Genomic DNA, 20,961 nt, shown 5'->3' on the forward strand with positions numbered 1-20,961 from the left:
AAAATCATCTATAACATGCTGAGTGAAAGCTCAGAGAGCCTTCACTCATATAAATTATTGTTCAGAAGGAGCAAAAGTCTTTTTGAATCCTTCGATCGCTGCAATTATTGCTTCATCTTTCGGAAGTCCGCCAGTTGTACGGATTTCTTCTAAGACATCTTTATGATTTTGTTCTGTATAAGCATGGAACTCATCTTCAAAACGATTGATATCTTCTACAGGGATATCATCTAAGAATCCACGAGTTAATGCATAAAGAATCATAACTTGCTTTTCAACTTTTAATGGTTTGTTTAAACCTTGTTTAAGTACTTCAACAGTACGTGCACCACGGTTTAGTTTTGCTTGTGTTGCTTTATCAAGGTCAGAACCGAATTGAGCAAATGCTTCAAGCTCACGGTATGAAGCAAGGTCAAGACGTAATGTACCCGCAACCTTTTTCATTGCTTTGATTTGTGCTGAACCACCAACACGAGATACAGATAAACCTGCGTTGATCGCTGGACGTACACCAGAGAAGAAGAGGTCAGACTGAAGGAAGATTTGTCCATCAGTAATTGAGATAACGTTTGTCGGGATATAAGCCGAAACGTCACCTGCTTGTGTCTCGATAAATGGTAATGCAGTTAGAGAACCTGCACCTTTTGCATCACTTAATTTTGCAGCACGCTCAAGTAAGCGAGAATGCAAGTAGAAAACGTCACCAGGGTATGCTTCACGGCCTGGAGGACGACGAAGTAATAATGAAAGCTCACGGTATGCCGAAGCTTGTTTTGTTAAATCATCATATACGACAAGAACGTGCTTGCCATTGTACATGAACTCTTCACCCATTGTTACCCCAGCATAAGGAGCCAAGAATAACATTGGAGCTGGTTGTGATGCAGAAGCTGTTACAACGATTGTGTAATCTAATGCACCGTGTTTACGTAATGTTTCAACAACACCACGAACTGTTGATTCTTTTTGACCAATTGCCACATAGATACAAACCATATCTTGATCTTTTTGGTTCAAGATTGTATCAATTGCAACAGATGTTTTACCTGTTTGACGGTCACCGATGATTAACTCACGTTGACCACGTCCGATTGGTACAAGAGCGTCAATCGCTTTAATACCTGTTTGAAGTGGTTCATGAACTGATTTACGATCCATAACACCAGGTGCCTGAGCTTCAATTGGACGAGTTTTTGTTGTTTCAATTGGACCTAAACCATCAACTGGTTGTCCTAATGAGTTAACAACACGACCGATTAATGCTTCACCTACAGGAACCTCCATGATACGTCCTGTACGACGAACTTCATCACCTTCACGGATATCTGTGAAAGGTCCTAAAATAATAATACCAACGTTATTTTCCTCAAGGTTCTGAGCCATACCCATAACGCCGTTTGCGAATTCTACAAGCTCACCAGCCATGACATTGTCGAGGCCATGAGCACGAGCGATACCATCCCCAACTTGGATAACAGTACCAACATCGCTTACTTTTATATCAGACTGATAGTTTTCGATTTGCTTTTTTATAAGCGCACTAATTTCTTCAGCTTTGATGCTCATGAGTTTCACCCCTATCTACGATCTGTTTGCGACTAATTGTCGCTCTATACGTTCAAGCTTACCGCTAATACTACCATCATAAATGCGATTACCAATACGAAGTTTTACGCCTCCGATTAGCTTGGAATCAACAACGTTTTGCAAACGAAGTGAAGTCTTGCCAATCTTTTTCGCGAATGAAACGGAAATGGCAGATAATTCACTATCTGAAAGTGGGCGAACGGAATAAACAATCGCATCCTCTGTTCCACGGGCTTCATTTGCACTTTGTACAAAGTAATCAACGATTTCAGTTACAACATCCACGCGATGACGATCAACTAAAAGGTACAATGTATTCACTACCTGCTGTGACAGGCCTGAGAATGCTTCCTTGATTATTGATTTCTTTGCTTCATTTGTAACTTTTGGATGGTTAAATACATTTATAAGTTCTTGATTCGTTGTAAAAACTTCTTTTACAACAAGTAATTCATTTTCGATTTGATCGATTACATTTTGTTCCTTTGCAAGTTGAAAAAGAGCTACTGCATAACGTTTTGCAACGATTCCTTTGCTCATCGACCTTCGCCTACCTCATTAATGTAGTCATTGATCAATTTCTCTTGCTCTTGTTCATTCAACTCTTTTTCGATTACTTTAGAAGCAATTAATACGGATAATGATGCAACCTGCTCGCGTAATGCTGCAACAGCCTGATCTTTTTCCTGCTCGATTTCTTTTAATGCTGAATCTTTCAAGCGACCAGCTTCAGAACGAGCTGCCTGGATGATATCTTCTTTCTGTTGCTCACCAAGCTTTTTCGCATTTTCTACAAGAGCCTGAGCTTCTTGACGCGCTTGTTTTAATAATTCGCGCTGTTCTTCTACCAGCTTTTGTGCTTCTTTATTTCTTTCTTCAGAACTATTAATTTCATTAGCAATATGTTCCTCACGTTGCTTCATCATGTTCATAACTGGTCCAAATGCATACTTACCTAGCAATGCAAGAAGAATTAAGAACATGATAAGTTGGAATACGATATCACCTGTGTTAAGGCCGCCTGTTGCCGCACCTACAGCAAGATCAAAAGTTAACATAGCTCGGTTTCACTCCCTTCAAGAGTTCCATGATGGGTAAGTAGTTCACGGCTTCCGATGAACTTCGTATTTCTGCGTCAGCTCCTTCGTCAGCATCCTCACGTACACACAATAAGGTTCTTAGGCTGTGCGAAACGCCTAAGTCACCACATCCTGTGGTAGTCGGTGCTTCCTCAGTCGCTTCCTTGAACTACTCGTTCCTCGAAACCCTATTATTCTTTACATAGTAATAAAGCAAACCATTTTCATCAATTTGTGTAAATATCTTTGCATAAAGCAATGGCGAAGGTTCGGTTTGAATGATCTTCGCCATATGAAAACATGTTTATTTTATCGAATTATGATCCCATTACGATGAATGCGATAACTACCGCGATGATTGGAATCGCCTCAACTAATGCTACCCCGATGAACATAGTAGTTTGTAATTTACCTTGCGCTTCAGGTTGACGCGCAATTCCCTCTACTGTACGAGATACGATAAGACCGTTACCAATACCAGCACCTAGTGCCGCTAAACCAATTGCAATTGCAGCTGCTAATAAACCCATTGTTAAATTTCCTCCTTTAAATGTATGAAAAATAGTATTCCTTTTGTTTTAGTTCAAGTGAACTGAACATATATTGATTAATGGTCATGGCTCACTTTGTGTGCCATATACACCATCGTTAACATAGTGAAGATAAATGCTTGGATTGCACCAACAAAGATACTAAATCCTTGCCATGCCAACATTGGAATTGCTGCGACAATCGAACCGAGAATTCCGCTTCCAAAACTTTCAGCATAACCGCTTGTTCCAAGGCTAACAAGCAAGCCCAGAAGAATTTCACCTGCAAAAATATTCCCGTAAAGACGAAGACCAAGCGTTAATGTGTTCGCAAATTCTTCAATTATCTTAAGTGGAAACATGAATGGCATCGGCTTGAAAAAGTCCTTACCATATTCAGATGCACCCTTCATCTTGATTCCATAGTAGTGTGTTAACGCTACTACTAAAATAGCAAGTGTTAATGTAATTGCAGGATCTGCAGTTGGTGATTTCCACCATAAATCATGTCCAACAACGATGGCAAAAGGTAATCCCAGCATGTTTGACACAAACACATACATTAGGAGTGTTATACCCAGCGTTAAAAAACGTCCGCCTGTTTGCCAGTCCATTGTGCTGCCGATAATGTTTTTGACAAAATCAACAACCCATTCAATGAAATTCTGCATACCTGTCGGCTTCATCGCTAATTTACGTGTTGCAGCAAAGGCGATGATAAAAACGATTAAACTAGCAATCGTAATCATTAATACATTTGATAAATTAAAAGTAAGACCTAAAAATTCCCTCACAGGAGCTCCGTGACCCAATAGATTCACCTCTCTTCCTAAACTAAGCGCGTGAATGTTGAATAACAAAATCTATCATAATAACGATGTACATCGTCATTAATCCAATAATGACACTAATTAAATCAAAATACTCTGGAAACTTTAGTGCGAAAAATACTGCTACACCGGCGGCTGCCATTCTGGACGTTGTTCCCAATGAGCCCGCCTTCCGCCCTTCATCTAATGCGCGTCCAAATTGTTTGTGCTTTCTTACCATGATCCACAGGTTGTACAAAGTTATGCATGTCCCAAGAAGTAAACCTAGAAATACTGACTGATACTTCGTGAACCCCCACCCTAAAACATAAAGGGCAAGTAGAAAAAATATGTATTTACGGTATCTTTGAAACATCAGTTGCATATCAGACATGAAATAGTTAATCTCCTGAGAAATAGTGGTGGACTAATTTCAGCATGGCGTAAACTCCAGCAGCTAGTCCTAGCAGAAGGCCTAAGATCAAAAACAGAGGCTCTGTTTTTAAATAATTGTCAATCCATTTCCCAGTAAATACACCTATTAAAATAGAGCCAACTAATTGGGAAAGGATAGCTGACATGAGGCCCATCGCATGAAGTGGATGGCGTTTTTTTTGTCGCATTTTATAAATCCTCTATCTTGATTTATTAACGGATTTAGGGGGTAAAACATGGGATTTGAATGATATTGTAAACCTTATCATTATACCCTCGTATAGCATACAATAGGGAAAATATGATGTCAATTGGTTTAAAGTTAAAATGTTCACAATCCAATCAAATCCTCACAATTCGTTCACATTTAAACGCTTACTGGTACTTGACTTGTTTTATTGGATTAATTATTCACCTAGTAAAATATCTGTTTCCAAGTAATTTTCCTGTCCATTTTTCTTCGCAAATATAATGGCTTTATAATCTCCTTTAGGCACCTTCATTTCTTCTGCATTTATCTCTCCTCCGATCAACCCTCTAGGCGCCTTTTGCAACCAATCTAAATACCCGACAAACGTCAGTGAATCCGGATCATACAACGCAATCCCGGCTTCATCTGCCCCACCTGGTAAGTACATTTGATATTTAAACACATTAGGTTTATCACCGTAAGTGAACTCAAACCCCATAATTCTAGGATAGTTGGGCTCATCAATGACATACGCATATGGAATTCCGACTGTTTTTCCATCTTGTTGGATTGATAACCACCCTTCATAAATTCCCTGTTTCATTTGACTCGGTGTAAGATCAACGCCCACTTCTACCTGTTTCTTTTCTCCCGGCTCCATCTCAATTTTTCCAGGAAGTATCCATCTGATGCCAGGCTTATTTTTTGGCGTTTGAAATGTGATTGTTTTCTTCATGTTTGATTGATTATCGATGGTTACTTTTTCTGTTTTTTTCGTTCTTGGATGGTTTGTATCAAACTGTCCGAATGATAGAGCACCCGGATAGATGAGCACTTCTGCTTCAATTGCTTGTTTTACATTAATTCTCCCTGCACCTTGCTGATTTGGGGCTAATTTTTTCCCCTTTTCATCTAATAGGGTAACGGCATTGTTCATAAGTGAAGCTTTTATTTGTTCAGGTGTCCACTTTGGATGTGCTTGTTTTATAAGTGCGCATGCTCCTGCAACATGTGGTGCCGCCATGCTCGTTCCATGTAAGGATAAATAACCGTCAGGCACTGTGCTATCAATCGCCACCCCTGGTGCAACAATATCAGGCTTTATCGCCCATGTCGTTGTGACGGGACCTCTTGAACTAAAATCCGCCAGCTTATCTTCTTCTTTTTTATAAATAGTTCGGATAGACGGATTTTGTTCAATTTGCTTTTTTATTACCAAACCATCTTTCTTGGAAATGGAAGCAGCTGCTATATCTAAAGGAACTTCAAGTGAGCCCGCAAAGTTTCCTTTTACATTATTAAAAATAATAACTGCTTTTGCACCGCGTTTTTTGGCGTTTAACACTTTTTCGATAAATGGAATCTTGCCTCGTTCAATAAGGGCTATTTTTCCTTTAATTGAGTCTTTCAAGTCAACTTCACGGCCAAGACCGACATACTCGATTCCATCTAATGATTTTAGATCCCATGGCTTTGCCCCCTGTAATGTATGGATCGGAATTTCTTTCTCCACTCCAGCCACAGATAGGTATGGCAGATATATCGGCGGAGATGATGCTCCTACTGTGATAGCCTTGGAGGATGTACCCGGAGATCCGACTGTCCAAAGATCAGGACCTGAATTTCCACTAGAGGTAACAGCCACAATCCCAGCTTCAACTGCTCGGTCAAGCGCCAGGCTTGTTGGCCAATCCGGACCGTTCACATTATTTCCTAGTGATAAATTAATAATGTCCACTTTATCTTTAATCGCCCGGTCAATTGCTGCGATTACTTGATCTGACGTGCCCATACCACCTGGACCTAATGCCCGGTACGCAATAATTTCCGCTTCTGGAGCCATTCCTCTTAGCTTGCCGTTTGCCGCAATTATGCCTGCCACATGTGTTCCATGGATGGTACCTTCCCCTTTTACATTTGAGGTTTCCATTGGATCTCCATCACCGTCAATCACATCGTAGCCTCCGGCATAATTCCGGTGTAAATCCGGATGCTCATAATCAATGCCCGTGTCAATGACAGCCACCTTTACTCCTTTGCCTGTTAAGCGATGATCACCCGTGTCAAATAAACCCCTTACTTCTTCACCTCCAATGAACGGAACACTTTCATTAATTTGTGATGCATAGGAAATGATCGGACTCGCATGCAGCACAGCTTTATTTTCTTTTATTTTGTTTAGTTCATTTACTGGGCCTTCTATTGAAAAACCGTAAAACACATGTTGATAGGTTTGATGAATGACAACTTTCGGTTCCTTAGATAATAATTCATTTATCTTTTCCAACTCTTGTTTTTTAACAATCACCATGTATTTTTGATTTTGTTGTTCATCCACTTCCGGAAGTGGCGGTCGATTCGGAAACGTAATAGCTAATACAGGCTGACTAAAAATGAAACTAAAAAATAGAAGAATACAGACAGAGATTTTATTTCCCATCATGTTCCACCTCCATTTTTAGTTTGTTCCTTCTTAGCTGCAAACATGCAAAAAGAGGATCGCTCCATAAATGAGCGATCCTCTTTTACTATTATTTTGTTCCGTACAATCTGTCACCAGCGTCACCTAATCCAGGGACAATATAGCCGTGATCATTTAGTTTTTCATCAAGTGCTGCGATGTAAATATCCACATCCGGATGTGCTTCTTTAACTACATCAACACCTTCTGGAGCGGCAATTAAACACATAAATTTAATATTTTTTGCTCCGCGTTTTTTCAAGCTGTTAATCGCCTCAACTGCTGATCCCCCAGTTGCTAACATTGGATCTACTACAATTAATTCACGCTCTTCTATATCAGAAGGAAGTTTTACATAGTACTCAACCGGTTGTAATGTTTCCGGATCACGATACAACCCAACATGTCCAACTTTAGCAGCTGGGATTAATTTTAAAATTCCATCTACCATTCCAAGTCCTGCACGAAGAATCGGGATGATCCCCAGTTTTTTACCAGAAAGAACTTTCGATTTTGCTGTTGTAACCGGAGTTTCAACATCTACTTCTGTTAATGGTAAATCTCTTGTAATTTCAAACGCCATTAAACTTGCTACTTCATCAACAAGTTCACGAAATTCTTTTGTTCCTGTTTTGCTATCACGAATATATGTAAGTTTATGCTGAATTAATGGATGATCAAACACGTATACTTTCCCCATCAAATCATCTCCTTTTCTTTGACACTTCAATAGATTTTACAGAAAAACAAACACAGTTTCAAGTTTACGGTGAGGTATTTCGCAGGAAATTATATAAAAAAAGATCAGACCTATCATTTTAGATTGGCCTGATCTTCTTACTTTTTATAAATTGCGGTATAAAGGGAATTTGCTTGTTAAGTCCTCAACGCGTTGTTTTGCTTCAGCAAGTTTTGCTTCGTCTTCATGGTTTTTAAGAGCGAAGGCAATGATGCTTCCGATTTCGTCCATTTCACCAAGACCGAAGCCGCGGCTAGTTACAGCTGCTGTTCCGATACGGATACCACTTGTTACGAATGGGCTTTCTGTTTCAAATGGGATTGTATTTTTATTTACTGTAATACCGATCTCATCTAATACGTGCTCAGCTACTTTACCAGTTAACTGAAGAGAACGAACATCTACTAATAATAAGTGGTTGTCTGTTCCACCGGAAACAAGTGTTAAGCCTTCAGATTGAAGCTTTTCAGCTAGACGTCTTGCATTATCAATGATGTTTTGTGCATATGTTTTGAAGTTGTCTTGTAATGCTTCACCAAAAGATACAGCTTTTGCTGCGATTACGTGCATAAGTGGTCCACCTTGGATACCAGGGAAGATCGACTTGTCGATTTTCTTACCGAATTCTTCTTTACAAAGAATCATCCCGCCACGTGGACCGCGAAGTGTTTTGTGAGTTGTTGTTGTCACGAAATCTGCATATGGTACTGGATTTTCATGAAGTCCCGCTGCAACTAAGCCTGCGATGTGAGCCATATCAACCATGAAATAAGCTCCTACTTCATCAGCGATTTCACGGAATTTTTTGAAGTCGATTGCTCTTGGATATGCACTTGCGCCTGCTACGATTAATTTCGGTTTGTGTGCTAATGCTTTTTCACGTACATCTTCATAATTAATGCGGTGAGTTTCTTCGTCAACACCGTATTCTACGAAGTTGTATTGCACACCACTGAAGTTAACAGGGCTACCGTGTGTTAAGTGACCACCATGAGATAAGTTCATTCCAAGAACTGTGTCACCTTGCTCAAGGATTGTGAAGTAAACTCCCATGTTCGCCTGTGCACCTGAGTGAGGCTGAACGTTCACATACTCAGCACCGAAAATTTCTTTTGCACGGTCTCTTGCAATGTCTTCTACAACATCAACATGCTCACAACCACCATAGTAGCGACGACCAGGATAACCTTCAGCATATTTGTTTGTTAATACAGAACCTTGAGCTTCCATAACTGCTTCACTAACAAAGTTTTCTGAAGCAATAAGCTCAATTTTTGATTCTTGACGAGTACGTTCTAACTGAATGGCTTCAAATACTTTCACATCTTGTTCTGGTAAATGTTTCATCGTTCGTATCTCCCTTCATATTAACCACATTTTATCTTCGTTTATTTCCATCTTTATTTTACACGCTAAACAGATAGAATGTAAAAGATTTTCTGAAATAATTATGTTTTTTTTAACGTTTTGTGTCGTTTGTCTATTAAAAACCGAATGATGGTGTGAGTTTTAGTTGTTAATATTCGTTTTGGTATGTTGTTCCTTTTTAAATATATACAACCTATTGTCGTTACTTTTTCTAACAATGTCAACTGTAAAGATAGAATATTTTGAGAGTTTTTTAGTTGAGGTCCAAAATTAATATCCCAAGTTAAGAAATTCTTATTCAAGCTGCTCGTGGGAGAGCACTTATTTGCTATTTCCGGGATTTATTCGCGATTTTGGAGTTATATTTGCTATTTGTCATTTTTCGACAAATTCCACAAATTACTTTCCCTTCTCAATAAAAAAAGAGCCAACCTAAGTTGACCCCACTCACTTTACCGACATGATTGATTTTCTTTCGTTTGCTCATATACAGCTCTTACGCCGCCGATTAATTTCGGGCGGGTTTTCGCCATGGTTACATGGGCAGAGCCAATTTGTTTTACTTTGCTTCTTAATGGAACAGCGACATGCTTTAAGTGCATGCCTATAAATGTATCGCCAATGTCAATGCCTGCGTCAGCTTTGATAAACTCAACGACGGTTGGGTTATTCATATGCTGGTAGGCATAGGTTGCCATGGCTCCTCCGGCTTTTCTAACCGGAATAACGGAGACCTCTTCAAAACCTTTTGCTTTGGCTACTTTTCTTTCAATGACAAGAGCGCGATTCAGGTGCTCGCAGCATTGAAAAGCTAGTTCCACTCCTGTTTGCTTCTGAAATTGATTCAATGTTTCAAAAATCATTTCTGCTACTTCTTCTGTTCCAGCTGTACCGATCTTTTCACCGATGACCTCGCTTGTACTACAGCCAACTACGAGAATGTCCCCTTCTTGAAGATCGCTTTGAGCCTTAAGATCTGATAAAAGACAAGAGAGATCCTGCATCCAGTCTTGAAGTTTTGTCATGATTTTAACATCCTTTTAGTTGTGTTCTTCTTCATACTTCGAAATTTTTCCAACACGTGTTGCGTGACGGCCGCCTTGGTATTCTGTTGTTAACCAGATTTTTGCAATATCTCTTGCAAGTCCGGGACCGATAACACGTTCACCCATTGATAAAATATTTGTATCATTGTGTTCACGTGTTGCTTGGGCACTAAATGTATCATGGACAAGTGCACAGCGTATGCCTTTTACTTTGTTGGCAGCAATGCTCATGCCGATGCCTGTTCCGCAAATTAAAATTCCTCGATCAAATTCGCCATTTGCTACCTTTTCCGCTACAGGTAGGGCATAGTCCGGATAATCGACAGATGTTTCACATTCACAGCCCATATCAACGTACTCAATGTTTAACTCTTCTAATAAATGAATGATTTCTTTTCTTATATTAACTCCACCGTGGTCTGATGCGATCGCTACTTTCATAATATCCTCCTAAAGGTTTTACCTTTATTCTATCGCTTAAATGACAAAACGATCAATTGTTTTCCTTAATTCTTCTGAACTTTCAGCCAGCTTCTTGCCTAATTCGTTCATACTTTGGATATGATCTGATTGTTCTGTGATCGCTGAAGCAACTTCATGTGCTCCTGCTGATGTTTGTTCAGCAATAGCCGCCACTTCTTCTGATTGTGCTCCAGTTTTTTGAAGTGAATTCATTTGCTGGTGAATGAGGTCGCTAATTTGTTTAACCGCTTCAGCAACATCTAGAATCGATTGACCTGATTGATCAAGTAATTCGGCAGATACTTGTCCGTTTTTCGCTTGATTTTTTGCTGTTTCTACTTGATCAGCTATTTGAGTAACCACATTTTGAACTTCTTGTTGAATATTTCCGATAAGCCCTGTGATGCCTTGTACAGCTTTTGCACTTTCATCAGCAAGCTTCCTAACCTCATCTGCAACGACCGCAAAGCCCTTACCATGTTCCCCAGCCCGCGCTGCTTCAATCGAAGCATTTAAGGCAAGAAGATTTGTTTGGTTGGCAATATCTCCTACCAGAGAAACGATACTTGAAACCTCATTGGCATGCTGCTCTAGGCGACGTACAGCTGTCATGGATTTTTCGTTTTCAATCGCTAATGTTTGGATTCCCTCAATCAATCCTTCATAAACTTCTTTACTTTCATTTAATGATGTCACCATTTCTTTTGACATTTGTTCAGATGAAGCTGCTTTTCCTTCTACTTGTGAAGCGAATTCAATGATGTCTTCAACTGAAGTAGCAGTTTCTTGAATGGCTACTGCGGATTGATCTGCTCCACGCGAGATTTCCTGGACGGTGATTAAAATTTCATCCGCCTGCTTTGATGCGTTGCTTGATGAATTGGTTATTTGACTAACTTGATCATTTGTTGTTTGAAAATTAGCCTCGATACTGTGCACCATATTACGCATATTATGAAGCATTTCGTTAAACGCAATGCTTAATCCTCTAATTTCATCATCACTATTTGTAACAGGAACATCTTCTTTAATATCGCCTTTTGCTGCTTTATATGCGGCTGTTTCAAGTTTTTTTAGAGCTCTTGTAATAAATCCTGATCCAAAATAGGCCAAAACCCCTGACCAAAAGATCCCCATCAACAGTGTAATAAGAGTAAAGATAGCGGGTGATACGATATGATCAACAAATCCCACTATAAAAGATAAGAATATAGCACTTGTTGAGTACGTAATCACAGCAAGTATTGTGACTAATAAAACAAGCTTCATGCGCAAGCTAAACTTGTACTTTTTGTCTTCCATGACGATTTCTCCTCCAAAGGGTTGAGTCATTTCTCTAGTTTTAAAATAAGCTTTTCAATTAATTTTTCTAAATCGGTTAAGGTTTGGCGATACATTGGCAGCGGACCACCGAATGGATCTGAGATATCTTGTGTGACTCCTTCTTCATGATCTGAAACATATTCTGTAAGTGTATAGGTTTTTCGACCTACATGAGGATAAAGGTCAATGACCGATTGCTTGTGCTGATTTGTCATCGTTAAAATAATCGTTGCCCAATCAGCGAGCTCCGCTGTTAAACCAGAGGACTGATGATTACTTGAAATTCCTTTTTCCCTCAAGGCTTCAACAGCATTCGAAGAGGCCTGATACCCATCAACAGCAAAAACCCCCGCCGACTTCACCTGAATATGATCAGAGCTTTTCCCATGCTTCAATAACGCCTCCGCCATCGGACTTCTACACGTATTTCCCGTACAAACAAATAGTACGTTCGTCATATAAAAACACTCCTTTTTTCTATTATAATCAAAAATTGTGTCAGAAAGTAGTTTTATGAAATGTGAAAATGACAAATATGTGTGAAGGGTCTAAAGAAGCGTTGTTGTAAAGGTTTTGTGAACATTTCTGTTATTTGTTGATGAATGTCTATGAATCACATATGATGATAGTTAATAAATCGTAACGTTTCTTATTTAAAGCGAGGGATAAAGATGAACAAGCCTATAAAAGTCTATCTATTAAGCGGATTTTTAGGAAGTGGAAAAACAACCGTCTTAAAAAGAATGATAAAGGAATTCAAAAACAGGAATATGAAGCTGGGAATTATTCTTAACGAACTTGGTGATACGAATGTGGAGCAGTACTTATTTGAAGATGAAAGAGCCTATGAATTGTTAAATGGATGTATTTGCTGTTCCATTCAGGATGATCTAAAGACAACACTTAATCAGTTTGTCCAAAGTCCTGTTGATGTGCTTTTAATTGAAGGAACCGGTGTTGCCAATCCACAGGAAATTATTGATGCCCTTTCAAGCCCCGATTATATCGATCACTTTTCCCTTACGTCTTTGATTAGCCTTGTGGATGCCAGTCATTTTCTTGATTATCATAGTATTTTTTCAAGCTCGAAGGAAATTCGTCAGTTACTTAAAGAGCAAATTTCCCATGCTTCATTACTTATTGTTAATAAAACAGATCTTGTTTCATCTAAAAAGCTGGAAAAAGTAATGAAAAAGATAAACGAAATGGCTAGTGATCAGGCAAAAATTACTTTGTCGGAGTATGGGGAGGTTTCGTTCGACGAATTGCTGGAAGCCAGAGTCAAAACGATCGATTTATTCAGTTCGAACAGTTCGAATCATCTGCCACACCACACGATAAAAGCAATTAAAATAGAGGACATTCCTTCTATTGATAGAAAGGCGTTTGTCTCTTGGTTAAAAGAATTACCTAATGACGTTATTCGCGGAAAAGGTTTTGTGCGTTTTCATGATGACCCTTTCCTTTATTCATTTCAATTCGCATCTAAGAAGGTTTATTTTGAGAAAGTGGATGGCTCAACAACAGAAACGCCCATTATTATTTTAATTGGAAACCACCTGGATCCGAGTACAATTCGTTCTTCTTTTGACTATGCATTTTACGTATAAATGAAAGAAGAGACTGCCCCCAAACAGTCTCTTCTAAATCTATTAAAATGGCAAAAGGAGTTTAATTCCGAATGCCAGTAGAATACTGCCACCTAATGCTTCACTATAAGACCCTAGCCAATTTTGAACCCGCTTTCCAACTAACAGTCCCAGCCATGTCAGCACCATACTAACTAGTCCAAAGATCGCAACAGTCAGGAATGTTTTCGCTCCATAGATTCCTAAGCTTAATCCGACTGAAAAACTATCTAAACTGACACTTAATGCAAACACAATGAGACCGAAGCCTACCGGTGTAATAAATGGATCTTCATCTTTTTTAAAAGAGGCTACTACCATTTGAATGCCTAATAAAATGAGAAGTGTTCCACCTAATAGTGTTGCAATTGTTCCAAAGGTGTCACTTAACAACCTACCGATTAACATTCCCACTAATGGCATCCAGATGTGGAAAACGCCAATTGTGATTCCTATGTAAAAAATCTGTCTAATTCTTAACCTAATTAAGCCCATTCCAAGGCCAACCGAAAATGCGTCCATTCCTAGAGCTAGTGCCATAATTAGTAATGTTAGCAGTTCTCCCACCATTGATTCTATACTCATGTTCCCCCTCCTCGGACACGCCTAATTCACTTTATGCGTGTCCGAAGACGAATAGAACATTGATTATTTTTCTACGATCACCTGGTTACCCGCCGCCTTTAAAAGCCTATTCATAATTGCTGTGCCAACTCCAACCTGGGAAAAACTTTCACTTACGATAAGATCTACATCTTCCTGATCAAACTGTCTAAGCACGTCATACAACTTAGCTGCAACCGTTTGAAGGTTCGAACGATTTCCACATGAAACTACTTTTGTTGCACGATAATCATTTAAGGCTTCTTCTGTTGTAAGAACGCCAACCTTTTTGCCCTCTTTTTCATACTGATCAATCTGTTGTTGAATAAAGCGTTGACTACCTTCCACAATGATGACAGGCGCATTCGGCGCATAATGGGTATACTTCATTCCCGGTGATTTAGGTGCATGACCTTCCTCAACTAATGCCCGATCTACATGAACCTCTCCAACAATCCCCTCCATTTGTTCCTTTGTCACTCCACCCGGACGAAGAATCGTTGGGATCTTTGTTGTACAATCGATAACGGTTGATTCCACCCCGACTCCTGTTGAGCCTCCATCGATAATGCCACTGATACGCCCATGAAGGTCATGGTACACATGTGAAGCCTGTGTTGGACTTGGTTTTCCAGAGCGATTTGCACTAGGTGCCGCTACTGGTACATTCGCTTCTTTTAAAAGGGCGAGGGCAATCGGATGATCCGGCATTCGAACACCAACAGTATCAAGCCCAGCTGTCACTAAGTCTGATAGCTGTTCACCTTTTTTCTTTAAAACAAGTGTTAAAGGACCCGGCCAAAAATGATTGATTAATGCTATTGCATACTCTGGGATATCTTCAACAAATTCATCAAGCTGCTCTTGTGAAGCAATGTGGACAATCAGTGGATTATCACTTGGGCGTCCCTTTGCCTCAAAGATTTTACGTACAGCTTCATCTGAAAAAGCATTTGCTCCCAGGCCATAAACCGTTTCTGTTGGAAACGCGACAACTTCATTATCTTTTAGTTTAGCCGCTGCCTGTGTAATATGTGGATAACTGGTGGATAAGTTGGTAAGATCATCCACAGTCCAAAGTGTTGTTTTCATACCTTCAAAACTCCTTATATTCCGTTCAATTCAACTAATATACTAGATGGTTAACTCTTGAAAGTATAAAAGAAGAAGCTACAGAAAACAAGCCTTATCCACATTTTGTGGATAAGGCTTTTATTTTTGTGGATAACTTTGTTAATAAGTGAAACTTCTAACAATGGTGATTTACGGAAGCTTTGCGGGGAGGTTGCCACTTAAGTTTGGGATATGTGAATTTTATGATGATTTAATCATTACTTTTGCATTCGGATCCTCTAGTGAATCTTTCATGTGGTCAATTGTCAGCATTTCAGCAGGTACTAAATCCGAGTTTAGCTTTTGAAAACCCATCAAAGATAAAAACTGTACAGACGCTTCTTTATTCGTAACTAAAAATAAATTTGTAATTCCCCGTTTGTCAGCCAACGTTTGAATGCTTTGAAATAGTGTCACGATATGTGCCTGTTTAAGCTTGTCCGACACCACAAGGGAACGCAACAGCCCTGTGTTTTTCACAGGTTCCACTCCAATGCATGCAACAATTTCTTTCTCTCCATTCTCCATTAACACGAAATAATCTATTAAATCAGCAATTCCTTCTGAACTGATCCCCGCTTTTTCCACAAACAATGTTAATCGTTCAATATCTTGATTTTCTGCTATTTTTAATTGATAAAACATGTTTTCACCTCATTTTGTTTTTCCTATTTCAACTCTATGAGGTGAATGGTAGATTTATGCTCTAAATTTCTCGAAAATCCGGTGCGAACTAGTTTAATGGTATTTGTGATGAGGGTTTATTCACGATTTTTCTGCTTTATTGATGGTTTTTGGGAATTTATTTACTATTCTTCTAATATATTTTCGATTCTCAAGATTTATTTCCTATTTGTCAATTTCCGACAAACATCGACTTGATGAGATTCCTCAAAACAATAAAAGGCGAGGGCATCCCCTCACCTTTTTAAGAAAACAATCCTTCAAACCATTCAACTAAGAAGAATTTCACTTCTACTTCTTCCTTCTCTTCTTCTTCGTCCACTACTAGAGATGTTAGTTTTTCATTTGTTTTTTCTTGATCATTTGTTGTTTTTGTTTCTTCTGCTTGGACAGCTTCCCCGTTTGAAAAGTCTAAGAAGCAAAGCGGCGGGAATAGGACACACCACCAGTTGGCACCTTTTGCTTCGCCAAGACTGATTAAGATCGCATTATATTCACCAGCAGGATAGATATAGCTGCCATAAAGCTTTGTTGGAAAGTTAACATTTTGATCAAATTCAACAGAATAGGATTGTTGTATGTCTTCTTGTTCTAGCACATCTTCAACAATGGCTTCAATTTCTGGTAGTCTTGATTGAATCAGTTCTTCCGCTGCTTCAACTGACGTTAATTTTTCTACCCATGTTGTGATTTCTTTATTAACTTCATCACGTACTTTTCGTTTTAATGCTTGGTCTTCATCAGAATCACTGTTTGCTAGAATTCGTAAGCGGATGGCTTCATCTGGTATAACAACCGGTTCCTGTGAGCTTGCTGTTGTTGTGACAGGCTCCTTGTAAACACTAGTGATTGCTCCTACGAATAAGATAAATATATATATGAGTACTAATTGATTTTGTTTTTTCATGTCTCTCACGCTCCCTTGGTAGACAGTATGGACAGCGTGAGAGATTCTTAAACTATATTTTTTAAAAAATAGTTTGGTAGATTAGAAAGTTTCCTCAATTTAGTATGGTGCTCGTTGACTTCCGCTCCAGGTAAAGACCTAGTTATTAATCTAAATAATACAAAAAAGAGCAGGAAATCCCCACTCTTATTTTGCAGCAAAAACCATTCGATCCTTACCATTTATATCATAAACAACTTCTACCTTCGCATCAGGTAAAGCTTGTTCTAAGAGAACTTTCACATCTTCCCCTTGACCTGCACCGATTTCAAAAGCGATGAGTGCTTTTTCATTAAGTAAATCCTTCATATCACGGATCAGTCTCCGATAAAAATCCAGACCATCTTCTCCACCTGCGAGTGCCCGCATTGGTTCATGATCTTTTACCACTGGTGAAAGTGTTTCGATTTCCCAGTCTGGAATATATGGTGGATTTGACACTAAGATATCGATTTTCTGTGTAACAGGTTCAAGGAGATCACCATGCAGCCATTGTACGCTTGCCCCTAAGTTCTCAGCATTCTCTTTTGCCACTGCGATTGATTCCGCGGCAATATCAACAGCCGACACTTTAAACCTGGAGTTTTCTAACGCCAATGTAATCGCGATTGCCCCGCTTCCTGTTCCAATATCGACCACATGCAATGTATTAGCACCTGGAAAATGGAAAGATGCTCTGTCTAAAATTCCTTCCACAAGCTCCTCTGTTTCCGGCCTTGGAATGAGCACTTCCTTATTCACATTAAACCGTCTTCCATAAAACTCTTCGTATCCAATCAAATATTGGACAGGCTGACCTTCTGCATGTTTTTTCACATCGGATGAAAATGCCTCGATTTGCTCATCTGAGAGGACCAATCTCAAATTAGACAACATTATTGCTCTCTCCATCTGTAAATGATGGCGCAGCAACAATTCTCCAGCATTTTCATCTCTGCCTGCTTCCTTTAAAAAAGAAGAAGCCCAGTTGAGGGCTTCGTATACAAATTTCATTTGGTTTTAGTCTTCCGCTGCTTGAAGGCGGCTTGATTGGTCCTCAACAATTAGTGCATCCACTACTTCATCAAGCTTACCTTCTAAAATTTGATCAAGCTTTTGAATCGTTAACCCGATTCGGTGATCTGTAACACGGTTTTGCGGGAAGTTATATGTTCTGATACGCTCTGAACGGTCACCTGTACCAACCGCAAGCTTACGGTTTTGATCGTATTCAGCTTGTGCTTCTTGTTGGAATTTATCATAGACACGTGCGCGAAGAACCTTCATCGCTTTTTCTTTGTTTTTGATTTGGGACTTTTCATCCTGACACGATACTACTGTATTAGTCGGTAAATGTGTTAAACGAACAGCTGACATGGTTGTATTAACACTTTGTCCCCCCGGACCGCTTGAAGCAAATGTATCAACACGAATATCTTTTTCATGGATTTCTACTTCTACTTCTTCTGCTTCAGGTAAAACAGCTACTGTTGCGGTTGATGTATGGATACGGCCGCCGGATTCTGTTTCCGGAACACGTTGTACGCGGTGGGCGCCATTTTCAAACTTTAATTTTGAGTATGCACCTTTCCCGTTGATCATAAAGATGATTTCTTTATAACCGCCAGTACCTGTTGCGTTTGCTTCCATAACTTCTGTTTTCCAGCCTTGCATTTCAGCAAAACGGCTGTACATACGATATAAATCAGACGCAAACAACGCAGCTTCATCTCCGCCTGCTGCACCGCGAATCTCCATAATAACGTTTTTGTCATCGTTCGGGTCTTTTGGTACGAGTAAAATCTTAAGACGAGCTATTAATTCTTCTTCACGTTCTTCTAACTCGGAAAGCTCTTCCTTTGCCATTTCACGCATTTCAGCATCAAGCTTCTCTTCAAGCATTGATTTTGTATCTGAAATTTGTTCGCGGACTTCTTTATATTCACGGTAAGCTTCCACGGTTTCTTGAAGGTCTGATTGTTCTTTTGAATATTCACGCAGCTTTTTTGAATCGCTAATGATATCCGGATCCATTAAAAGCTGATTTAACTTTTCATAACGGTCTTCTACCGATTGTAAACGATCTAACATACATGTTCACCTCAATTTTCATGCATAACGTTATAATTATAGTATAGGTCAGATGAAGCGTCAAAAGCAAATTGATCAAACATTGTTGCTATGTAATTAGTATCAGCTGGTTGATTGCCGCTCCAGGATGCTCGCTTTCCGTGGGGCGGGCGGTGAGCCTCCTCGGCGTAAACGCCTGCGGGATCTCACCTACCCACAGTTCCCGCAGGAGTCTCGCACCTTTCGCACCAATCAGCCTAAATAGTTTTCTTTAAAGAACAACAATCTTATTAAAAAAATCATATAATATATTTTAAAGAAAAAAACTCCATTATTACCGAAAGAGGGATCTCACTTATGAAACTCAACAAAATCCATCATGTCGCTATCATAAGCTCTAACTATGAAATGTCCAAAAAATTTTATACTGAGGTACTTGGTCTTAAGATTCTTTCTGAGGTTTATCGAGAGAAGCGTCAGTCGTACAAGCTTGATTTAATGGTCAATGATCTTTACCAAATTGAACTTTTTTCATTTCCTAATCCTCCCGGCCGTCCAACACAGCCTGAAGCTGCCGGATTGCGACATCTTGCTTTTGAGGTAGACAATATTTATGAAGCTGTTCAAGAGCTGACTGAAAAAGGAATAGTTGTCGAAGAAATTCGAGTTGATCCGATTACAGATAAAAAGTTTACTTTTTTTCAAGATCCGGACGGCTTGCCATTGGAATTGTATGAAGCCTGATTCGTCGACAAACTTATTACATAATATGTAAAACTCCCACTTTCTTTGCCGAATTCGTTCTTGTTTTGTCTAACGTGAAGGGAACTGGCACAAAACGTAGAAATTCTAGTTTTGTACGTAAAATCAAGGGAGGAATGCAAATGAGTACAGCTGCTGTTGCTAAGTCACTTGGTGTTTCCAGAAGAACGTTAATGAGATGGGTCGATCAGTTAGATTTACAACTCACAAAAAATGAACTTGGACACTATCAATTTTCGGATGAAGATATAGAGAAAATAAAGCAAATGCAGGAAAATCCAGAATCAGCTTCACCACAACCGAAAGAGCAAACTCGAAAAGGGATTGTCATGTCTGTATCAGTCGATGAGGATAAAACAGTAGAGCTAACAAATCGAATTGAGGAATTAGAGCGAAAACTTCAAACAAAAGCAGATGATGTTGTCTCCTATCAACTTCTTCAACATCGAAAAGAAATGGAAGAGTTAATCGGAACGATCAACAAGCTTGAACATAGAATTGAAGAGCTAGAAAGTGCACAAAATAGACCAGAATTCTCTAAGGATCCTGCACTTGTTTTTGATCATGGACAAGCATCCAAAAAACCTCGCAGAAAAGGTCTCATCAGCTCCATTTTAGGCTTTTAGGGGCATCTTAACGCCCCTCACTGTTTTTTTCCTTTATATTTACATCAATTCGATATCTCGGTAATGCCGTAATCATATTATCATGAACTTCTTTTTCTTTTTTCTTCATTTCGTCTGCATTAAGCTTTTCTGTTGTAAAGACATTTACATGGATGGTATCACCATTAATTATCACTCGTCCTAATGATAATGTCTTATCATTCCGAATTGCTTCTTCTAATTTATTCTGATCATTCCCTTGGTCTGGTCTTGATTCTGTTAAATCTAAAAAATTAGGTCCCGGATTTTCCGTAAATTGTTCATCCTCATCAGACCCAATTTCATCATAATCACCATACCCTGTTTTCATTAATCTCGTGCCGTTTTTATCCTCTTCCTGTGGCTCATACCCGTCACGAGCTTGAAGTTGGCAACCTGATAAACATAGGGAAACAACCATTAAAATAAGTACTTTTTTCATATTCAAACACCTCCTATATGTAGGTTGTCCGAATTGATTTTTTTCATGATTTTTTATTAAT

The 20,961-nt window shown here is 39.2% G+C and carries 24 protein-coding genes; 3 read left to right on the forward strand and 21 right to left on the reverse strand.

The genetic code is table 11. From position 1 onward, the window contains the following. Positions 1 to 54 precede the first annotated feature (54 nt). The 14 genes from atpA to BK577_RS05445 all read right to left on the reverse strand — a co-directional run bounded on the left by atpA (position 55) and on the right by BK577_RS05445 (position 12,487). Positions 55 to 1,566, reverse strand: coding sequence for a F0F1 ATP synthase subunit alpha (gene atpA, locus BK577_RS05380; RefSeq protein ID WP_078431993.1), 1,512 nt, complete (start codon positions 1,564 to 1,566; stop codon positions 55 to 57). A gap of 15 nt (positions 1,567 to 1,581) precedes the next feature. Beyond that, complete coding sequence (locus tag BK577_RS05385) at positions 1,582 to 2,127, reverse strand: F0F1 ATP synthase subunit delta (RefSeq protein WP_078431994.1); 546 nt, start codon at positions 2,125 to 2,127, stop codon at positions 1,582 to 1,584. Next, complete coding sequence (gene atpF, locus BK577_RS05390; protein WP_078431995.1) at positions 2,124 to 2,645, reverse strand: F0F1 ATP synthase subunit B; 522 nt, start codon at positions 2,643 to 2,645, stop codon at positions 2,124 to 2,126. Before atpF ends, BK577_RS05385 begins: the two co-directional genes overlap by 4 nt. A gap of 338 nt (positions 2,646 to 2,983) precedes the next feature. Then, positions 2,984 to 3,196 (reverse strand): F0F1 ATP synthase subunit C, encoded by a 213-nt coding sequence (gene atpE, locus BK577_RS05395; protein WP_026563110.1) that lies wholly within the window; start codon positions 3,194 to 3,196, stop codon positions 2,984 to 2,986. 77 nt (positions 3,197 to 3,273) lie between these two features. Next, entirely contained in the window at positions 3,274 to 4,008 is a 735-nt protein-coding gene (atpB, locus tag BK577_RS05400; RefSeq protein ID WP_026563109.1) for a F0F1 ATP synthase subunit A, read from the reverse strand. A gap of 22 nt (positions 4,009 to 4,030) precedes the next feature. Then, a complete protein-coding gene (locus BK577_RS05405; protein WP_026563108.1) occupies positions 4,031 to 4,399 on the reverse strand; it encodes an ATP synthase subunit I in 369 nt (122 codons plus the stop codon). Between the two features lie 7 nt (positions 4,400 to 4,406). Beyond that, positions 4,407 to 4,628, reverse strand: coding sequence for an AtpZ/AtpI family protein (locus BK577_RS05410; protein ID WP_026563107.1), 222 nt, complete (start codon positions 4,626 to 4,628; stop codon positions 4,407 to 4,409). 219 nt (positions 4,629 to 4,847) lie between these two features. After that, the gene (locus tag BK577_RS05415; RefSeq protein ID WP_078431996.1) at positions 4,848 to 7,070 is read right to left on the reverse strand and encodes a S8 family serine peptidase; all 2,223 of its coding nucleotides are present in this window, start codon (positions 7,068 to 7,070) and stop codon (positions 4,848 to 4,850) included. Between the two features lie 91 nt (positions 7,071 to 7,161). After that, positions 7,162 to 7,791 carry a uracil phosphoribosyltransferase gene (gene upp, locus BK577_RS05420; protein ID WP_026563105.1) on the reverse strand — a complete coding sequence of 210 codons (630 nt, stop codon included), beginning with the start codon at positions 7,789 to 7,791 and terminating at the stop codon, positions 7,162 to 7,164. A 144-nt stretch (positions 7,792 to 7,935) separates the two neighbouring features. Then, the gene (gene glyA / locus BK577_RS05425) at positions 7,936 to 9,177 is read right to left on the reverse strand and encodes a serine hydroxymethyltransferase (protein ID WP_078431997.1); all 1,242 of its coding nucleotides are present in this window, start codon (positions 9,175 to 9,177) and stop codon (positions 7,936 to 7,938) included. 473 nt (positions 9,178 to 9,650) lie between these two features. After that, positions 9,651 to 10,223 (reverse strand): TIGR01440 family protein, encoded by a 573-nt coding sequence (locus tag BK577_RS05430; protein ID WP_078431998.1) that lies wholly within the window; start codon positions 10,221 to 10,223, stop codon positions 9,651 to 9,653. 15 nt (positions 10,224 to 10,238) lie between these two features. Beyond that, positions 10,239 to 10,685: a ribose 5-phosphate isomerase B gene (gene rpiB / locus BK577_RS05435; protein ID WP_026563102.1), complete on the reverse strand. Its 447-nt coding sequence runs from the start codon at positions 10,683 to 10,685 to the stop codon at positions 10,239 to 10,241. A gap of 36 nt (positions 10,686 to 10,721) precedes the next feature. Beyond that, positions 10,722 to 12,008 carry a methyl-accepting chemotaxis protein gene (locus BK577_RS05440; RefSeq protein WP_078431999.1) on the reverse strand — a complete coding sequence of 429 codons (1,287 nt, stop codon included), beginning with the start codon at positions 12,006 to 12,008 and terminating at the stop codon, positions 10,722 to 10,724. A 26-nt stretch (positions 12,009 to 12,034) separates the two neighbouring features. Continuing rightward, entirely contained in the window at positions 12,035 to 12,487 is a 453-nt protein-coding gene (locus tag BK577_RS05445; RefSeq protein ID WP_078432000.1) for a low molecular weight protein arginine phosphatase, read from the reverse strand. Between the two features lie 213 nt (positions 12,488 to 12,700). On the opposite strand from BK577_RS05445, the gene BK577_RS05450 reads away from it, so the two are divergent. Further along, a complete protein-coding gene (locus BK577_RS05450) occupies positions 12,701 to 13,639 on the forward strand; it encodes a CobW family GTP-binding protein (protein WP_078432001.1) in 939 nt (312 codons plus the stop codon). A 42-nt stretch (positions 13,640 to 13,681) separates the two neighbouring features. Here the strand turns inward: BK577_RS05450 and BK577_RS05455 are convergent, their stop codons facing one another. From BK577_RS05455 to prfA, 6 genes are all read right to left on the reverse strand, one after another. After that, positions 13,682 to 14,242: a manganese efflux pump MntP gene (locus BK577_RS05455; RefSeq protein WP_078432002.1), complete on the reverse strand. Its 561-nt coding sequence runs from the start codon at positions 14,240 to 14,242 to the stop codon at positions 13,682 to 13,684. Between the two features lie 63 nt (positions 14,243 to 14,305). Next, positions 14,306 to 15,352 (reverse strand): L-threonylcarbamoyladenylate synthase, encoded by a 1,047-nt coding sequence (locus BK577_RS05460; RefSeq protein WP_078432003.1) that lies wholly within the window; start codon positions 15,350 to 15,352, stop codon positions 14,306 to 14,308. Positions 15,353 to 15,574: 222 nt separating this feature from the next. Continuing rightward, a complete protein-coding gene (locus BK577_RS05465) occupies positions 15,575 to 16,018 on the reverse strand; it encodes a GNAT family N-acetyltransferase (protein WP_078432004.1) in 444 nt (147 codons plus the stop codon). Between the two features lie 283 nt (positions 16,019 to 16,301). Next, complete coding sequence (gene spoIIR, locus BK577_RS05470) at positions 16,302 to 16,964, reverse strand: stage II sporulation protein R (protein ID WP_078432005.1); 663 nt, start codon at positions 16,962 to 16,964, stop codon at positions 16,302 to 16,304. 186 nt (positions 16,965 to 17,150) lie between these two features. After that, complete coding sequence (prmC, locus tag BK577_RS05475; protein WP_078432006.1) at positions 17,151 to 17,996, reverse strand: peptide chain release factor N(5)-glutamine methyltransferase; 846 nt, start codon at positions 17,994 to 17,996, stop codon at positions 17,151 to 17,153. A 6-nt stretch (positions 17,997 to 18,002) separates the two neighbouring features. Continuing rightward, entirely contained in the window at positions 18,003 to 19,073 is a 1,071-nt protein-coding gene (prfA, locus tag BK577_RS05480) for a peptide chain release factor 1 (RefSeq protein ID WP_078432007.1), read from the reverse strand. Between the two features lie 336 nt (positions 19,074 to 19,409). Here prfA and gloA2 point away from each other — a divergent pair, with 336 nt between their 5' ends. After that, entirely contained in the window at positions 19,410 to 19,796 is a 387-nt protein-coding gene (gene gloA2 / locus BK577_RS05485; RefSeq protein ID WP_078432008.1) for an SMU1112c/YaeR family gloxylase I-like metalloprotein, read from the forward strand. Between the two features lie 140 nt (positions 19,797 to 19,936). Further along, a complete protein-coding gene (locus BK577_RS05490) occupies positions 19,937 to 20,440 on the forward strand; it encodes a MerR family transcriptional regulator (RefSeq protein WP_078432009.1) in 504 nt (167 codons plus the stop codon). 7 nt (positions 20,441 to 20,447) lie between these two features. On the opposite strand, the gene BK577_RS05495 is transcribed toward BK577_RS05490, so the two are convergent. Beyond that, positions 20,448 to 20,900: a hypothetical protein gene (locus BK577_RS05495; protein WP_078432010.1), complete on the reverse strand. Its 453-nt coding sequence runs from the start codon at positions 20,898 to 20,900 to the stop codon at positions 20,448 to 20,450. Between the last annotated feature and the right edge of the window lie 61 nt (positions 20,901 to 20,961).

The sequence above is a fragment of the Metabacillus halosaccharovorans genome, from assembly GCF_002019635.1.
In the GTDB taxonomy this organism is placed as follows: domain Bacteria; phylum Bacillota; class Bacilli; order Bacillales; family Bacillaceae; genus Metabacillus; species Metabacillus halosaccharovorans.

What these genes read in the sequence shown, in the direction of transcription:
- BK577_RS05415 (WP_078431996.1), bottom strand. Translation starts at nt 7,070, where the DNA reads ATGGGAAATAAAATCTCTGTCTGTATTCTTCTATTTTTTAGTTTCATT.
- BK577_RS05410 (WP_026563107.1), bottom strand. Translation starts at nt 4,628, where the DNA reads ATGCGACAAAAAAAACGCCATCCACTTCATGCGATGGGCCTCATGTCA.
- upp (WP_026563105.1), bottom strand. Translation starts at nt 7,791, where the DNA reads ATGGGGAAAGTATACGTGTTTGATCATCCATTAATTCAGCATAAACTT.
- BK577_RS05490 (WP_078432009.1), top strand. Translation starts at nt 19,937, where the DNA reads ATGAGTACAGCTGCTGTTGCTAAGTCACTTGGTGTTTCCAGAAGAACG.
- atpF (WP_078431995.1), bottom strand. Translation starts at nt 2,645, where the DNA reads ATGTTAACTTTTGATCTTGCTGTAGGTGCGGCAACAGGCGGCCTTAAC.
- BK577_RS05430 (WP_078431998.1), bottom strand. Translation starts at nt 10,223, where the DNA reads ATGACAAAACTTCAAGACTGGATGCAGGATCTCTCTTGTCTTTTATCA.
- BK577_RS05405 (WP_026563108.1), bottom strand. Translation starts at nt 4,399, where the DNA reads ATGTCTGATATGCAACTGATGTTTCAAAGATACCGTAAATACATATTT.
- BK577_RS05440 (WP_078431999.1), bottom strand. Translation starts at nt 12,008, where the DNA reads ATGGAAGACAAAAAGTACAAGTTTAGCTTGCGCATGAAGCTTGTTTTA.
- BK577_RS05455 (WP_078432002.1), bottom strand. Translation starts at nt 14,242, where the DNA reads ATGAGTATAGAATCAATGGTGGGAGAACTGCTAACATTACTAATTATG.
- BK577_RS05445 (WP_078432000.1), bottom strand. Translation starts at nt 12,487, where the DNA reads ATGACGAACGTACTATTTGTTTGTACGGGAAATACGTGTAGAAGTCCG.
- atpA (WP_078431993.1), bottom strand. Translation starts at nt 1,566, where the DNA reads ATGAGCATCAAAGCTGAAGAAATTAGTGCGCTTATAAAAAAGCAAATC.
- BK577_RS05465 (WP_078432004.1), bottom strand. Translation starts at nt 16,018, where the DNA reads ATGTTTTATCAATTAAAAATAGCAGAAAATCAAGATATTGAACGATTA.
- spoIIR (WP_078432005.1), bottom strand. Translation starts at nt 16,964, where the DNA reads ATGAAAAAACAAAATCAATTAGTACTCATATATATATTTATCTTATTC.
- glyA (WP_078431997.1), bottom strand. Translation starts at nt 9,177, where the DNA reads ATGAAACATTTACCAGAACAAGATGTGAAAGTATTTGAAGCCATTCAG.
- prmC (WP_078432006.1), bottom strand. Translation starts at nt 17,996, where the DNA reads ATGAAATTTGTATACGAAGCCCTCAACTGGGCTTCTTCTTTTTTAAAG.
- BK577_RS05495 (WP_078432010.1), bottom strand. Translation starts at nt 20,900, where the DNA reads ATGAAAAAAGTACTTATTTTAATGGTTGTTTCCCTATGTTTATCAGGT.
- BK577_RS05385 (WP_078431994.1), bottom strand. Translation starts at nt 2,127, where the DNA reads ATGAGCAAAGGAATCGTTGCAAAACGTTATGCAGTAGCTCTTTTTCAA.
- prfA (WP_078432007.1), bottom strand. Translation starts at nt 19,073, where the DNA reads ATGTTAGATCGTTTACAATCGGTAGAAGACCGTTATGAAAAGTTAAAT.
- BK577_RS05450 (WP_078432001.1), top strand. Translation starts at nt 12,701, where the DNA reads ATGAACAAGCCTATAAAAGTCTATCTATTAAGCGGATTTTTAGGAAGT.
- BK577_RS05460 (WP_078432003.1), bottom strand. Translation starts at nt 15,352, where the DNA reads ATGAAAACAACACTTTGGACTGTGGATGATCTTACCAACTTATCCACC.
- atpE (WP_026563110.1), bottom strand. Translation starts at nt 3,196, where the DNA reads ATGGGTTTATTAGCAGCTGCAATTGCAATTGGTTTAGCGGCACTAGGT.
- rpiB (WP_026563102.1), bottom strand. Translation starts at nt 10,685, where the DNA reads ATGAAAGTAGCGATCGCATCAGACCACGGTGGAGTTAATATAAGAAAA.
- gloA2 (WP_078432008.1), top strand. Translation starts at nt 19,410, where the DNA reads ATGAAACTCAACAAAATCCATCATGTCGCTATCATAAGCTCTAACTAT.